Here is a 15,385-nt window from a genome sequence, read left to right on the forward strand (position 1 = left end):
GTCTTCGCGTCGGGCGGCATTCCTCGCAGTCGTTGATGAGCCAAGCCTGTTGAAGTCCGACAGGCTTTTTATTTTTCAGCCATGCAAAACCATTTCGACCTGTTCCAGTTACCGCAGCGCTTCGCCGTCGACATCAAGGCGCTGGAGCAGGCGTACCACCAGGTGCAGGGCCGGGCGCATCCGGACAAGTTCGCGCACGCCAGCGACGCCGAGAAGCGCGTGGCGATGCAATGGGCCACCCGCGCCAACGAGGCCTACCAGACCTTGAAAAGCCCGCTGCGCCGCGCGCGCTACCTGTGCGAACTCAACGGCGTGGATTTACAGACCGAATCCAACACCTCGATGGCGCCGGCCTTCCTGATGCAGCAGATGGAATGGCGCGAGACCCTGGACGATGCCAAGGCCGGCAAGGACATCGACGCGCTGGAGCGGCTCAACAGCGAGCTGACGGCCGAAAAGAAGGCCGAGGTGGCGCGCATCGAAAAGCTGCTGGATGCAGGCGACTACACCCAGGCCGCGCAACTGGTGCGCCAGTTGATGTTCCTCGACAGGTTCGGCGGCGAGATTGGCGATGCATTCGCCCTGATCGAAGGCTGAGGCCAAAGAGCGGAGACGACATGCCCGATATCTTCCTGTTCCTGCTGGCCGCCATGACGCTGACCCTGGCGCCTGGGCCGGACAACATCTACGTGCTCACGCGCGGCATCGCGCAAGGAAAGAAGGCCGGGCTGGTGGCCGCGGCCGGGTTCTCTTCCGGACTGATTTTCCATACCTTGCTGGCGGTGCTGGGTTTCGCCGCCGTGATCAAGGCGTATCCGCCGGCCTACCACGCGCTGCAATACGCGGGCGCGGCCTACCTGGCCTACCTCGGTTACCGCACGCTGCGCTCGGCCTCGGCCGGCATCGCGCTGGCCTCGGAAGAGGGCGCGCCGGGCGTGCCGCTCAAGCGCATCTACTGGCAAAGCGTGCTGGCCAACATGCTCAACCCCAAGGTCACGCTGTTCTTCATCGCCTTCCTGCCGCAGTTCGTGCATGCCGAAGCCGGCCGCGTGCCGCTGCAGATGCTGCTGCTGGCGCTGCTGTTCATCGCCCAGGCCTTTGTCATCTTCAGCGCCATTGCGCTGTTTTCCGGCGCAGTGGGCGCTTACTTCCGCCGCCGCGCTTCCGCTTCCGTCCATCTGAACCGCCTCGCAGGCTGCGCCTTCATCGGCCTCGGCATCCGGATGGCTTTACCTGAATAACGAACCGATCCAACCCTTATGGCCTTACTCCAGATTTCAGAACCGGGCATGTCCACCGCGCCGCACCAGCGACGCCTGGCGGTGGGCATCGACCTGGGCACCACCAATTCGCTGGTGGCTACCGTGCGCAACAGCATTCCCGAAGTGCTGGCCGACGACGAAGGCCGCGTGCTGCTGCCCTCGGTGGTGCGCTACCTGCCCAACGGCCACGCCAACATCGGTTACAAGGCGCAAGCCGCGCAGACCACCGATCCGCGCAACACCATCGTCTCGGTCAAGCGTTTCATGGGCCGCGGCCTGAAAGACATCGCCCACGCCGAGAACATGCCCTACGACTTCCAGGATGCGCCGGGCATGGTGCAGATCAAGACCGTGGCCGGCGTGAAGAGCCCGGTGGAAATCTCGGCGCAGATCCTGGCGACGCTGCGCCAGACCGCCGAAGACGCGCTCGGCGACGACCTGGTCGGCGCCGTCATTACCGTGCCGGCGTATTTCGACGACGCCCAGCGCCAGGCCACCAAGGACGCCGCGCAACTGGCCGGCATCAACGTGCTGCGCCTGTTGAACGAGCCGACCGCCGCCGCCATCGCCTACGGCCTGGACAACAATTCCGAAGGCATCTTCGCCGTCTACGACCTGGGCGGCGGCACCTTCGACATCTCCATCCTCAAGCTGACCCGCGGCGTGTTCGAAGTGCTGGCCACCGGCGGCGACTCGGCCCTGGGCGGCGACGACTTCGACCATCGCCTGTTCTGCTGGATCAGCCAGGAGGCGCAACTGCAGCCGCTGTCGGATGAAGATACGCGGCTGCTGATGGTCAAGGCGCGGGAAGTCAAGGAACTGCTCTCGACCAAGGCCGAAGTGCATATCGACGCCGCGCTGAAGTCGGGCGAGCAGGTGCACCTGTCGATCACCGCCGATCAATTCGCGGAGATGACCCAGCATCTGGTGGCCAAGACCATCACGCCGATGCGCAAGGCATTGCGCGACGCCGGCCTGAGCGTGGAAGACGTCGACGGCGTGGTGCTGGTCGGCGGCGCCACCCGCATGCCGACCATCCGCCGCGCGGTGGGCGAGTTCTTCAAGACCAACCCGCTGTCCAACATCGACCCCGACAAGGTGGTGGCGCTGGGCGCGGCGGTGCAGGCCAACCTGTTGGCCGGCAACCGCGCGCCGGGCGACGACTGGCTGCTGCTGGACGTGATCCCGCTGTCGCTGGGCATCGAGACCATGGGCGGCCTGGCCGAGAAGGTCATTCCGCGCAACTCCACCATCCCCTGCGCGCGCGCGCAGGAGTTCACCACCTTCAAGGATGGCCAGACCGCGATGGCGATCCATGTGGTGCAGGGCGAGCGCGAACTGGTGGCCGACTGCCGTTCGCTGGCGCGCTTCGAGCTGCGCGGCATCCCGCCGATGGCGGCCGGCGCGGCGCGCATCCGCGTGACCTACCAGGTCGATGCCGACGGCTTGCTGGCGGTGTCGGCGCGCGAAATCACCTCGGGCGTGGAAGCGTCGATCAGCGTCAAGCCGTCCTACGGCCTGGCCGACGACGAGATCGCGCGCATGCTGCAGGAATCCTTCAGCTCGGCCGACGAGGACATGCAGCGCCGCGCGCTGCGCGAAGAGCAGGTCGAGGCCGAACGCATTGTGCTGGCGACACAGTCGGCGCTCAATGTCGACAGCGCCTTGCTGAGCGAGCAGGAGCGCGCCGCCATCGAGCAGCAGCTGGCGGCCGTGACCGCCGCCGCGCAAGGCAGCGACCACCTCGCCATCAAGGCGGCGGTCGACGCGCTGGCGCACGGCACCGAAGAGTTCGCGGCGCGCCGCATGGACCGCAGCGTGCATGCCGCGCTGGCCGGCAAGAAGCTCGACGAAGTCGCGTAATTTAACCGAATACCGCATACCCGAAAGTCATCCCATGCCTCAGATCGTCATCCTCCCCCATCCGGTACTGTGCCCCCAAGGCTCGGTGATCGACGCCCCGGCCGGCAAGACCCTGTGCGACGCGCTGCTCGACAGCGACATCGACATCGAGCACGCCTGCGAAAAATCCTGCGCCTGTACCACTTGCCACGTGGTGATCCGCGAGGGCTTCGACACCCTCAACGACCCTTCCGACAAGGAAGAGGATCTGCTGGACATGGCCTGGGGCCTGGAAGCGACTTCCCGCCTGTCGTGCCAAGTGGTGCTGGGCGAGGATGACCTGACCGTCGAAATCCCCAAGTACACGATCAACCACGCTTCCGAAAACCACTGATCCGGGGGAACCGCACATGAAATGGACTGACACCCAGCTGATCGCCGAGGAACTGTACGACAAGTTTCCCGACATCGACCCCAAGACCATCCGCTTCACCGACCTGCATCGCTGGGTGATGGAGCTGGACGGTTTCGACGACGACCCGAACCGCTCGGGCGAGCGCATCCTGGAGGCGATCCAGGCGGCGTGGATCGAAGAGGCGGAATAAGTCTCTGGCAGTGGCAGCAAAAATGCCGTTCGGTGCAAACCTGAACGGCATTTTTTATGGGCGGGGAGAGGGCCATCCTCCCATCGTCATATCAACAGATCCGACGCCCCATGCCCGCCGGCGGCATATTGCGGAAAGATCTTTTCCAGCTCCTGATCCCTGATGCGCATATGGCGCTCCGCCACCGACGACAGCACCGCGCGGAAATCGGTGGTAATGGCCAGGTCGCGGCCTTCGTTGAGGGCGGCCTGGTTCAGCCCCGGCCATTGCCCGTGGATTTTGCCGCCCCGCACATTGCCGCCCAGCAGCCACATGGCGTTGCCATGCCCGTGGTCGGTGCCGCCGTTGCCGTTCTCGCGGAAGGTGCGGCCGAATTCGGACAGCACCACGACCACCGTATCGTTGAACGCCGGCCCCAGTTCGCGCGCCAGCGTCGCCAGGCCGGCGGCCAGCGGCGCCAGCCGCCCCGCCAGTTGGCCGGCGCCGTTGCCCTGGTTGATGTGCGTGTCCCAGCCGCCCACGGCCAGGAAGGACAGGCGGATGCGCGGGTCGTTGCGCATCAGGCGGCCCAGGCGCGCGGTATCGAGCGACAGGCCGTCGGGCAGCGGCGCGCCGTTGTTGGCCATCTGCTGTTCCTGGCTGTTGATGTCGGCCATCAGTTCGCGGCGCGCCGCGATGCCGTCGCGGTAGGCGCGGGCGATCGGGTCGTCGCCGGCATACAGCGGCGCGAAGGCCTGCATCATGCGCGGCTGGTCGATCAGGCTGGGGCGGGCGGCGGCGCGGCCGGTCTGCAGGTTGGCCACGACGTTGCTGCCGCTCATGATGCGCGGCGTGGCGTCGCCCATCGCCAGCGCCTGCAGTGGCGATTCCGACGGCGGCAGGTAGCCCATCAGGCGGTTCATCCAGCCGTCGCGCGTATTGTGCTGGCCGGGCGTGCCGGTTTCCATGTAGTCCTGCGCCTCGAAGTGCGAACGCGATGCATCCGGCGAGCCGGAGGCGTGGACGAAGGCCAGTTGGCCGCTTTCCCAGTAAGGCATCAGCGGCTGCAGCGCCGGGTGCAGGCCGAAGTAGCCGCCCAGGTCGATGGCGCCGTTGGCCTGGCCGGGGCGCGCCACGGCGATGGTCGGACGGGCCCGGTAATACTCGGGATCGCCATGCGGCACCACCACATTCAAGCCGTCGACGGCGCCGCGCAGGAACACCACCACCATGCGCGGCGCGCCATCGCCAGCGGCGTGCGCACGCGGCCTGGGCGAACCGTAGGCGAGCTTGGCCGGCCCGGCCCGGCTGATGCTGTGGTCGCCGATGGGCGCCACGGCGCAACCGGACAGGCCGACCGGCAGCAGGATGGCGCCGCCGCTTGCGGCGCCGAGATAGCGGATGAAGTCGCGGCGGTTCATATCGGTCCTAGCGTTTCATGAAGTCGGGACTGCCCAGAATCAGTCCGGCCTGCAGGTTGGGCGATGCGGCGTTGATCTTCTGGACGCTGTCCGGTGCGATGGCCGGCCCCAGTGTGGCCAGCAATTGTTGCGGGTCGGTCGGGCGGGCGTCGGCATTGGCGGGCGGCGGCGCACCTTCGGCGCGGGCGATGGGCGATTTGCCGTTCACCAGGCCGCCGGCGAAATTGATCCGGCGCAGCAGCGCGTCGGGATTGAGCCAGGCCGCTTGGGAATACTTGTAGCCCTCGGGCGTGAGCCAGCCGTACAGCGGCATGCCGAACTGGCCCAGCGCGCCGTTGACCGGCCTGGGGTTGATCACCGGCGTGGCGCTGGCGCGCAGGGCCGAGACCACGAACTGGTAGGGCGTCTTGAATTGCGTCTGGTAATTGGCGCGCGACCAGAACTGCGGGCTGTCGAACAGGGTTTGCAGTACCGCGCGGATATCGCCGTGCGTGGCCAGGAAGGTCTGCGACAGTTTTTGCACCAGTGCCGGATCGGGCTGGTCGGCGACGAAATACTGCGCCAGCTGGGTGGCGATGAAGCGTGCCGTCGACGGATGGCTGGCGAGGATGTCGAGTGCGGCCTCGCCCTCCTGGTAGCCGCGGGCCGCGAGCGGCTTGCCGAGGAACACCTTGGGGGCGGCATCGTGGCGGGCGGAGTTGAAGGAAAAGGGCGCGGCGCGGCCTTGCATGGCGTTGACGTCGATGGTCCAGCCCGACAGGATGCGCGCCAGCGTGATGACGTCGGCCTGCCGGTAGCCGCCGTCCACGCCCAGCGTATGCAGCTCCATCAGCTCGCGCGCGTAGTTTTCATTGAGCCCCTTGAAGCGGCCGCGCGCGCCCGGCGTGCCGACGCCGCTGGAGAGCCAGTTGTCGAGGTAGTACAGCATCGCCGGATGATGCGCCACGGCGCCCAGCAGATCGCGGAAATTGCCCAGTGCATAAGGGCGGATGGCGTTTTTTTCATAGTCGCCGACCCAGTAGCGCACCCATTCCTTGCCTTCGAAGACGTTGAAGTGATTGGCCCAGAATTCGGTCATCACCTCTTCCAGCTGGCGCGGGCTTTCGGTGGCTTGCAGCAGGCGCGCCAGGTGGAATTGCGGCGTCAGTTCGCGCGCGGCGCGCTGGCGGGCGGCTTGTTTTTCTTCTTTCGATGCGTTCTTGTCGAACGAGGGCGGGCCATAGTCGACGAACAATTGCGCCGGCGTCATCTGCAGGGCCGGCAGCGCGGCCAGCCGGGCCTGCAGGTCTGGCGGCAGCGGGATGCGCTCGGGATGCAGTTGCAATTCGATGTAGCGCCTGGCGCCCATTTTCTCGACCTGTTCCAGCTCGCCCGGACGCGGCCCGTAGGCCAGGCGGTCGAGCACATGCAAGGCCTGCTCCCGCGGCGACAGCTCGGCGCCGGTCGCCGAGGCGGCACAGCATGCGAGCAATACCAGCAGGCAGCGTTGGCGCAGGGGAGCCGGCGACATGGCTAGGCGGAGGGCTTGGCGAAACGGGCGCATGAATGGACGCATGAATGGTTGCATCAATGGACGCATAAATCGGCCTCGATAATGGATGTTGGCCTGTCGGAAACTCTCAACGGAGATGCCTCGTCCCGACGGACTGAAATGGCGCATGACTCGTTCCATAACGCCGCGTGCCCGATTAAGGTTGGCAGAATCCGGCAGCGTTACACGGCGTTACAAAGCTGATGCAGTTGTCAGGAATGGGGGGAGGAGAGGAAGGATGGGGGCAATGACGTCAATGCTCGACCAGCTCGAAACTGCCATCGCCGCGCAATACCGTGCGGTCGTTGATGCGGCTGGCGGTGGTCGAGATGCCGGCATCGATGTCGATTTGCAGTTGCAGCGAGCTGCCCCGGACCGGCACGTCGTTGATGATGGGCACCGCGCCGGTGTTGGGCGACAGCACCAGGCTATCGGCCTGGGTCTCGGGCGGCTGGCCCGGCACCAGGACGCTGCCCAGCCCGACCGCACGGCCGTCCAGCCGGGCATTGAGCACGCGCAGGGTGAACGCGCCGCCATTGCCGAGCCGGTAGGCGTGGGCGTCGGCGGCGCTGCCGCGGAAGAACAGCGTCATCAGCGTCGGCACCCTGCAGGTGGCGGTGAGCGTCACGCTTTGCCGCCCCAGGCTCATCATCAGCGGCGAGACTTGTCTTTTCAATAGCTCCGCGCGCGTGGTGGCGCCATAGTCCACGCTGGGGTTGCTGATCAGCATCTGGCAGTTGTCGGCGCCGCTGGCATGGGCCGCGGGCGCGGCCAGCAGGATGGCCGCCAGCGTGGCCAGCGCAGAGACAAGATCAGACCGGCGCATAGGGAAGTCCTTTCGGTTGCGCGTGTAAGTCGGGCCGGCATATCGCATCGGCCGTCTCGTAGAACATATTGGGATCGGCGGCCGATGGCAAGCTGTATTGGAGCACGCAACTCTTCTCGTCCGGCAGGGTAACGCGCAGCGGCCCGCTTGGCGTGCCGTTGAGCAGGAACACCTGGCCATCGTCGACCACGGTGGTCACGAACTGGTTATCGGCATCGAGCACGAAAGCGCCCTTGGGCAAGGGTTGGCCATCGGGCGACCTGGCGTTGAGCAGGATGCGCCTGACCTTGAGCACATCGAAGTCGATATGGCTGACCGAGCCCCGGCCCGGGTCGAGCAGCTTGAGTCCATTCCTGATGTCGACGTTGCGGGGCAGGCTCTTGGTGGCGATTTCCAGCCGGGTGCTGGCGTAGGGCGGCAACTGCGAAACCACGGCCTGGCCTTTCCAGTCGGTCCAGACGGGGCCGTAGGGCGTGCTGATCTTGACGCCGGCGACATCGCCTACCCGCAGGATGCCGAAGGTGTCCTGCACCGCGTAGGGCGACAGCGTCAAGCCGCCCTGGTGCAGCACCATCGCGCCGCGCAGCCCGCCATTGTAGGCGGTGCTGCCCGATCCGTAGCGCGCGTAGCCGAGGTTGACCTGGGCATAGCGCGGCAGCATCGAGACCTGGGTCGACAGGTCGTGGTTCTTGGTCTCCTGGTTGCGTTCGGCGGCGACGGTGTAGTTGACGTAGTCGTTGAACTGCTCGTTATACGACGCGCCCAGGCGCTGGTAGCCGCTGCTGTTGTTGACGTAGGTGCGCACGTTGCGCCTGCCCAGCGGGATGCTGACGGTGAGGTAGAAAGCGTTGGCGTTGCCTCCCAGCGCGCCGGTGCCGCCCATCTGGTGCTCGATGTTCAGGTTGACGCTGACGGTATCGAAGTTGCGTCCCCACGAGGCCATGACGCGCTGGGTGTTTTGCCCGTAGAACTGGGTCGACCGGGAGTAGGAGACATTGAAGCCGCCCAGGAGCGTATTGCTCCAGCTGAGCGAGGCCGTGTACTGGGCGCGGTAGCGCGCGTATTGCGTGGTGGGCGTCTGGTCCGGCGTGAGCAGCAATTGCTCGGCCAGCTCCTTTTGCTGGTCGATGGTGGTGTCGCTGAGGTCGCGATAGCCCAGGGTCTGTTGCGTGGTGGACAGGCCCAGCGAGGTGTTTTGCGCCAGGATGCTGCTGCTGGCGAGGGTGAACTGGGTGCCGCGTTCGCCCTCGCGGGGCGCGCGCGAGAGCTTGTGCTGAATGCTCAGGTTATTGTCGCCGATGCGGGTGTCGGCGCCCCAGCTTGCGGCCTGGTAGCCGGTGGCGCCCATCAGGCCGGCGCTGAGCGTGCTGTTGCGCCCCAGCGGCCAGCCGCCTGCGGCGGTGGCGACCCAGGGTTGCCGGCCGGTAGAGTTGCCCAGCGAGCGCAGCTTGCCGAGCGCGAAGGAATAGCCGCGCTGCATGCCCAGGTTGCCGCCGTGCAGCGAGGCCGCCGGCACCGTGAAGCGGCGTTGCGCGCCGTTGGCTTCGGTTAGGGTGACCTCCAGGTCGCTGGTGCCGTTGAGCAGCGGCAGGTCGGCCAGCGCGAAGGGGCCGCTGGGCACCACCGTCGAGTAGATCAATGCGTTGTTCTGGCGCACCTCGATCCGCGCCTGGGTCTGCGCGATGCCTTCGACCATCACGTTGTTGATCGAGCCGGACGACAACGCGGTCTCCGGCACGATCTGCAGCCCGGTGATGGGGCCGGCGGCGAAAGCGGTATTGAGGATGTTGACCTGGCCGCCCTGGAAGATGGCTTTGTAGTCCACCAGCGTGTGCTGCGCATAGGCGTACAAGTGCTGGCGCTGCGAGGACTGGTCTTGCCGCGCATACATGGTGCGCCCACGCACGATCCAGTCGCGCGCGTTGAAGCCGTATTCCAGGTTGGCGCTGAGGAACTGGCTGGAGCTGCTGCCGAACTGGCTGCGCGAGCTCACGATGTCATAGTTGAGCAGGGCGGCGCTGCCGCCGGTGGCGAAGCCGGAAAAATCGCTTTCATTGGGCCGTATCGCATCGGTCGGCACCACCAGCGCGACTTCTTCCTTGCCCGGCCTGAGTTCGATCCCGGTCTGCGGATAGGCGGCCATGAAGTCGTAGCATGGCCCGGTTGCCGCCGCGGGAACCGGCAGGGTGTTTTCCGGCGTCTTCAGGCCACCCTTGTTGAGCAGGTTGCGGTCGAAGCAGAGTTCGCCCTTGTCGTCGAAGCGCGCATCGATGCGCCCGCGCGGCTGTCCGTTGACGAACAGCGTGACGATGTTGATGCCGGGGCGGAAGCGGGCGGCGTCCTTGAAGTATTCGGCGATTTGCGGGTCGATGCCGCGCTCGCGCAGCATGTCCAGGTCGAACCCGGCCGGCAGTTGCGCCCATGCCGGGAGCGCCGCGGCCAGGCCGCCGAGCGCGAGCAGGAGACGGAGGCAGCATGGCGACAGGCGCGGCGCGACTGTCCCTCCGGTATGCCGTTGCCGCGTACCGGAAGAAGACAGGCCGTTGTCCGCGGTCGCCACCCGTGAGGGCTCAGGGTTTGGCCAGCGGCGCGTCGAAAGTGTCGACGGAGAAGCCGTACACCGTCGCCGGCGACAGGCGCACCGCCGTCGTGCCCGCCGCGTTGCCCTTGATCTGGCCGCTCAGTTTTTCTCCCGGCAAGATATAGGTGCGGCTCATGTCGACTTCGGTCATGGACGGCAGCAGCGCCACCGCCTGGGCGAAGCGCACCACATAGGCGCTGTCGTTGCGCATCACCAGCGAATCGCCGCTGATGGACCAGCTCAGCAGCTTCCAGGGTTCGCGGTTCAGGGGCAGGTTCTTGGGATGGATGATCAGCGGCAGGTTCTGGCGCACGTTCATGGTCACCTTGACGCCGCCATCGGGACCTTTCTGCGGGATGCCCTCGAAAATGACGCGCTTGAGGCGCTGCGTCTTGAGCGGTTCCTTCAGTTGCAGGATGAAGCGCACCAGTTGCGTCTGCTCCGCTTCCACCCGGGCCACCGGCGGGGAAACCACCAGCAGCGACTCCTGGTCTTCCGGCAGGTTCTGGATGGAGGTGTAGAGCAGGGTGGCGGCGGCGTCGGTATTCTTGACGTTCATGCTGGCTTCGCCGTCGGCTTCGTTGACGATGACCACCGATGTTTCCGGCAGCATGCCGCTGGCGCGGGCGCCGGGCGCGGCAGCGCAGGCCGCTGCCAGAAGCGCCAGGCATGCCAGCCCGCGCATGTGTTTTTGCTGCATGGTTAAAGTTAAAGCGTACATCCCGTTTCCCCTCCCCCGATAACGAAACTGTCTGTCTTTTTATCATCGCCGATCACGTCCGGCGGCAAGCGATCGAACAACAGGCGGTTTATGGCTGTTTTAGCCGTTTCGCGCCGCTCCGGTTTTTTTGCCGTGCCCGGCCAGCCGGCGCTACAGGTAATGCAGCTCCAGCGTGGCCGAACCGTCGAGCGGGATGTCCTGGCCCAGCGGCAGGTTTTCCGCTTTGTTGACATAGGGATGCACGGACAGCCGGCCCGATATCGCCTTGTAGGCGTCGACCGCGCCGTTGTCGGCTCCCCATGAGAAACGCAGCCGTTTGGAGACGGCCCCGTTGCCGGCATCGTTCCAGATATTGCCATCGGATGAGGACATCAGCTTCACCGGCCGGTAGTCGCCGGTATAGGTATTGGGCATGAGGCGGATGGAATAGCCGCCGATGTTGCGGCCGGCGACCTTGCCCAGGCCGAAGTTGTAGTCGTCGCCCAGCGCGCCGTCGCCCGAGCCGGCGGCAACGATGCCGGATACCAGCGAGGCGCTGCGGTTGTCGATGGCCCTGATGCTGAATTTGGCGGCGGCGTCGCAGTTGATGGAAAAGGTCATGCTTATGACCGGCAGCGCCGTGACCTGGCCCTGGCGCAGGATATTGGCATTCATGGCGCCATAGTCGGCCACGCCGCCGTTGGACAGCGTCGGCGTGCAGGCGGCCGGCGTCAGCGTGACCATGACTTCCAGCGGCGCCATGCTGGCTGCGCCGCTGCCGCCGGCATGGGCCAATCCCGCGCAAAGCAGCATCAGGCGCAGCAGCGGACGGGAACGCAAGGGGAAGGTTGGCATGGTGGTATCGAGGACGGAACAGCGGTGGCAGGGACGGTTCGATTTCAGAGGTAGACCAGCTCGAAAGTGGCCGACCCGTCCAGGGGGATTTCGTCTGCCAGGCCGCCATTGCGGGCGTCGATGACGGGCTGGATGCTCAGCGTGGCGTCCATTTGCTGCATCTTTGCCGGGATGTTCCGTTGACCTGCGGCCCAGGTGTAGAGCGTGTCCTGCAGCAGCATGCCGTCGGTGCGCGCCGTCCAGGCGCCGCTTGCGGCGTTGCCCGGCGCACTCATTTGCAGGTTGGGAGAGGCGGCATCGCCGCGCGGCTCGAAACGCAGCACATAGCCGCCGACGCGCAGGCCTTGTTCGTTTTTCAGTCCGAAATAACGCCCGTCGCGCAGCATGCTGGGGCGGGCCGAGGTCTTGACCATGCCCTCGGTTGCCGTCAGCGGGCGGTTATCTACCAGGCGCAGCGCCACGCTGGCGGGAATGCCGCAAGACACTTGCAGGCCGACCGACCTGGCAGGCAGCAAAGTCGGCGCGTGCGGCGAGAGCGCGCCGGAAGGGATGGCGCCGTAGTCGATCACGCCGCCGCCGATGAAATTGGGCACACAGGCATTGGGCACGATGCGGCCGGTGACGCGCAATTGCGCCGTCGTCCCGGCGAGAACCGCGGCAGGGACGGCGAGTGCCCAGAATATGCAGAAAATCCATCTTTTCATGATCGATGGGGGGATGGGAGATTGGTCTGTTCGATTCTAATGCAGTCCGTCGGCGACGGTGGGGAATATCGCCATCGTTTGCATGGCCGTGGCGAAACCGGATTGCATCGTATTTTGATAATTCTTCGGGAGGCATTCCAGACGATTCTTATTTGAGGCGATGTGCCGCAGGCACAGAATCGCAGGTTGGGGCATGACCGGTAACGGCGCTGAAACAACCTGAAACATCATGAAATCGATCTCGGATTTATCCATCCTGGTGGTGGAGGATGAGCCGCTGCAAAGGGCGGTTCTGGCGGGCAATCTCAAGCGCATGGGGGCGCAAAAGGTATTGGAAGCCGCCGATGGCCGGGAGGCGATCCGGCTCATGGAGGAGCATGGGGTCGACCTGATTTTCTGCGACATCGGCATGCCCAACATGGACGGCCCGCAGTTCATCGTCCGCCATGTGGAGCAGGCGCGCAACCGGCCTGGGCCGCCGCGGCAGTTCCCGATGCTGGTGTGGGTGAGCGTGCTGGGCGCGGGCATGCTGGATTCGCATATCAGGTTGGCCAGGAACGCCGGTTTTGCGGCCGTGGAGGCCTTGCCCAAGCCGCTGTCCAATATCGCCCTGTGCTATGTGGTCGAGCTGGCGATTGCCTTGGGCAAGCCGCGCCGCCAGCGCCGCGCCGGCGCCGAAGATGCATTGCGCAATATCAGCGACGACGATCTGCTCAGGGCCATCTGCGATGTCGACGAATTCGATGTGTGGTATTGCCCGCAGATCTCGCCGGAGAGTTTGCGCATGGGCGCGGCCGCGGCCGAAGTGCGCTGGAACCATCCCAGATTCCGCAAACTGCGCTCGGAGCAATTCACGGCCTTGATCGAGCAGCAGGGACTGGGACTGGTGTTGTTTTACCGCACCGTCAACCATGTGCTGCGGGTGCAGCAAAAACTGAAGGCTGCCGGCCACTGCCTGCCGTTGAGCATCAAGGCTTCCGCCCAGACGCTGCAGACGCCGGAAATCGTGGACTATCTCGCCGACCGGGTGAGGCAGCATCAGTTGAGCCCGGAACAGGTCTCCATCGTCCTGACGGAAGTCGGCGCGCCGGTACTGCCGGTGCCATTGTCGGCCTCGCTCAACCGCTTGCGCATCAAGGGATTCGGCCTGTCGCTCAACGGCTTTGGGGCGGGCAGCGCCAATATCAGCATGCTTGCCGAGGCGCCGTTCACCGGCATCCATATCGATGGCGGCCTGATCGGGCAACTGCTGCGCCATGAGCTTTCGCGCAGCATGGTCGACAGCATCTTCGACATCGGAAGGCGCCTGGGGCTGGGAGTCGTCGCCTGCGGTGTGGACGACCCGGAAACATCCGAAGCCTTGCGCAAAATGGGATGCCGCATGATGCAGGGCGATGTCGCGCCGCCGATGAAGGCGTCCGACTTCCTGCGCGCCATACGCGGCGGCATGCACGCGCCATCTTGCGATGCCAGGCCGGCACCTGCCTGAAGCCGGGGAAATCATGGCCTTATTCGCCCGTTTGACGCGAAGCGCTATTGGTACACTTGGAGCGGGATCAACCGCGGCCATCCGGCGCGCGGCGCATGGGACGGCATTCGCTGCTGGGGGAAGGGGCGGAGCCGGGACGCCGCGGCTGCCGGGGCCATCAGCCAAAAAAGGAATCCATGATGACATGGTCATCTGTATCGACGGTTCGCATCGCCTTGCTGGACGACCACGCAGTGGTCCGCTACGGGCTGGCGGGCCGCCTGTCCGAAGAGCCGGACTTTCAGGTCGTGGGCTCGTTTGCGACCAGCAAGGAGATGATGGCCGCCTTGCGCACCACGCCGGCCGATCTGCTGGTGATCGATTATGCCCTGGGGGTCAACGATATCGACGGCCTGAACCTGATCCGCGCCTTGAAGGTGCGTTTTCCGGACAGCAAGATCCTGGTTTCTTCCTCCCATTACAACCCCGCCACGGTAGCCTTGGCCATGAAGGCCGGCGCCCGCGGTTTTGTCGGCAAGTCGCAGGAGCTCTCGGAACTGATACAGGCGATACGCACCGTCTCCCTTGGCCGTGTCCACCTCAACAACAACATGGCAGCCGAATTGTCGTCGATGCTGTCGGCCGAACCGGGGACGGGCGGCCGGGAAGGGGACGCGGTATCGGATTCCCTTTCCGAAAACTCGGAGCTGTCGCCGCGTGAGCGCGAGGTGCTGCGCTGCTGCCTGGATGGCATGACGGTGACCCAGATAGCGGAAAAGTTCGCGCGCAGCGTCAAGACCATCAGCGGCCAGAAGCAGTCTGCATTTCGCAAGCTTGGCGTCCGCAACGACAGCGAGCTGTTCAAGATCCAGCATCAGCTGGAAGACCTCTGAGACCAAGAGACCGAGATAAGGACGGAGCGACCAATGAGCGAAAAAGGACCCTGGATTCTGGTGGTCGACGATTCGGCGACCAGCCGCATGGTGATCGAAAAGCAGTTGCGCAAGTTCGGCTGCCGCGTGACCGGCGCCGAAGATGGCAGGTCGGCCCTGGCTGCCATCCAGGCGCAACGCTACGGCCTGGTGCTGCTCGACTGTTACATGCCGGACATGAACGGTTACGAAGTGGCGCGGCGCGTACGCGAGGCCGAAGAGGGCGACCCGGATGCGGGCTACACCCCGCTCATCGGCATCTCGGCCGAGGCTGACGCGGCCCATGTGCAGCTGTGCCTGGACAGCGGCATGGACGGCATCCTGGGCAAGCCGCTGCCGATCGGGGAGTTCAAGAAAATGCTGTCGCTATGGTGCGATTACGATGTGGACGAACCGGTCGCCAGCGCTCCGGTGGATGTGCAATCGGTGGATCTGGACGCCTTGTTCCGCACGACCTCGTTGCAGGACCTGGCGGCCATGCGCACGGCCCATGCCGCATCCGATGTCGCAGCCGTCCAGCGCCTGGCGCACCGGATGAAAGGCGCGGCGCTGACGATGCAGCGGGGGGAGATCGTCACGACGCTGGAGCGCATCGAAGATGCCACGCGCAATGGCGCCGCCGGCTTTGCCGCCATCGTTGGATTGATGGCGCAACTGGAGGTCCCCCTGGGGGCCTGAG

The 15,385-nt window shown here is 65.4% G+C and carries 15 protein-coding genes; 8 read left to right on the top strand and 7 right to left on the bottom strand.

What is annotated here, in order from left to right:
• Positions 1-81: 81 nt before the first annotated feature.
• Genes hscB through iscX form a run of 5 tightly spaced genes read left to right on the top strand, consistent with a single transcriptional unit; the run spans position 82 to position 3,709 of the window.
• Complete coding sequence (gene hscB, locus FB597_RS01945) at positions 82-597, top strand: Fe-S protein assembly co-chaperone HscB (protein ID WP_144767838.1); 516 nt, start codon at positions 82-84, stop codon at positions 595-597.
• A 20-nt stretch (positions 598-617) separates the two neighbouring features.
• Positions 618-1,241 carry a LysE family translocator gene (locus tag FB597_RS01950; RefSeq protein ID WP_144767840.1) on the top strand — a complete coding sequence of 208 codons (624 nt, stop codon included), beginning with the start codon at positions 618-620 and terminating at the stop codon, positions 1,239-1,241.
• Between the two features lie 18 nt (positions 1,242-1,259).
• Positions 1,260-3,125 (top strand): Fe-S protein assembly chaperone HscA, encoded by a 1,866-nt coding sequence (gene hscA, locus FB597_RS01955; RefSeq protein WP_141913151.1) that lies wholly within the window; start codon positions 1,260-1,262, stop codon positions 3,123-3,125.
• A 34-nt stretch (positions 3,126-3,159) separates the two neighbouring features.
• A complete protein-coding gene (gene fdx / locus FB597_RS01960; RefSeq protein WP_141913152.1) occupies positions 3,160-3,498 on the top strand; it encodes an ISC system 2Fe-2S type ferredoxin in 339 nt (112 codons plus the stop codon).
• A 16-nt stretch (positions 3,499-3,514) separates the two neighbouring features.
• Positions 3,515-3,709 (top strand): Fe-S cluster assembly protein IscX, encoded by a 195-nt coding sequence (gene iscX, locus FB597_RS01965; RefSeq protein ID WP_141913153.1) that lies wholly within the window; start codon positions 3,515-3,517, stop codon positions 3,707-3,709.
• A gap of 86 nt (positions 3,710-3,795) precedes the next feature.
• On the opposite strand, the gene FB597_RS01970 is transcribed toward iscX, so the two are convergent.
• From FB597_RS01970 to FB597_RS02000, 7 genes are all read right to left on the bottom strand, one after another.
• A complete protein-coding gene (locus FB597_RS01970) occupies positions 3,796-5,109 on the bottom strand; it encodes a DUF1501 domain-containing protein (RefSeq protein ID WP_144767842.1) in 1,314 nt (437 codons plus the stop codon).
• Positions 5,110-5,116: 7 nt separating this feature from the next.
• Positions 5,117-6,619 (bottom strand): DUF1800 domain-containing protein, encoded by a 1,503-nt coding sequence (locus FB597_RS01975; protein WP_186442724.1) that lies wholly within the window; start codon positions 6,617-6,619, stop codon positions 5,117-5,119.
• Between the two features lie 274 nt (positions 6,620-6,893).
• A complete protein-coding gene (locus tag FB597_RS01980) occupies positions 6,894-7,466 on the bottom strand; it encodes a hypothetical protein (protein WP_144767846.1) in 573 nt (190 codons plus the stop codon).
• Entirely contained in the window at positions 7,453-10,026 is a 2,574-nt protein-coding gene (locus FB597_RS01985; protein WP_255517055.1) for a fimbria/pilus outer membrane usher protein, read from the bottom strand. The genes FB597_RS01980 and FB597_RS01985 overlap by 14 nt, the downstream gene beginning before the upstream one ends.
• A gap of 10 nt (positions 10,027-10,036) precedes the next feature.
• Positions 10,037-10,768, bottom strand: a complete 732-nt coding sequence (locus FB597_RS01990) for a fimbria/pilus chaperone family protein (RefSeq protein ID WP_221292363.1) — start codon at positions 10,766-10,768, stop codon at positions 10,037-10,039.
• A 150-nt stretch (positions 10,769-10,918) separates the two neighbouring features.
• Positions 10,919-11,602, bottom strand: a complete 684-nt coding sequence (locus tag FB597_RS01995; protein WP_141913158.1) for a DUF1120 domain-containing protein — start codon at positions 11,600-11,602, stop codon at positions 10,919-10,921.
• Positions 11,603-11,646: 44 nt separating this feature from the next.
• Positions 11,647-12,306, bottom strand: coding sequence for a DUF1120 domain-containing protein (locus tag FB597_RS02000; protein ID WP_141913159.1), 660 nt, complete (start codon positions 12,304-12,306; stop codon positions 11,647-11,649).
• A 229-nt stretch (positions 12,307-12,535) separates the two neighbouring features.
• Here FB597_RS02000 and FB597_RS02005 point away from each other — a divergent pair, with 229 nt between their 5' ends.
• From FB597_RS02005 to FB597_RS02015, 3 genes are all read left to right on the top strand, one after another.
• Positions 12,536-13,795, top strand: a complete 1,260-nt coding sequence (locus FB597_RS02005; protein WP_144767848.1) for an EAL domain-containing protein — start codon at positions 12,536-12,538, stop codon at positions 13,793-13,795.
• A gap of 179 nt (positions 13,796-13,974) precedes the next feature.
• A complete protein-coding gene (locus FB597_RS02010) occupies positions 13,975-14,667 on the top strand; it encodes a response regulator transcription factor (RefSeq protein ID WP_144767850.1) in 693 nt (230 codons plus the stop codon).
• A 33-nt stretch (positions 14,668-14,700) separates the two neighbouring features.
• Positions 14,701-15,384 carry a response regulator gene (locus tag FB597_RS02015; protein ID WP_144767853.1) on the top strand — a complete coding sequence of 228 codons (684 nt, stop codon included), beginning with the start codon at positions 14,701-14,703 and terminating at the stop codon, positions 15,382-15,384.
• The last annotated feature ends 1 nt before the right edge of the window (position 15,385 follow it).

It is taken from the genome of Herbaspirillum sp. SJZ099 (assembly GCF_007828355.1).
In the GTDB taxonomy this organism is placed as follows: Bacteria; Pseudomonadota; Gammaproteobacteria; order Burkholderiales; family Burkholderiaceae_D; genus Herbaspirillum.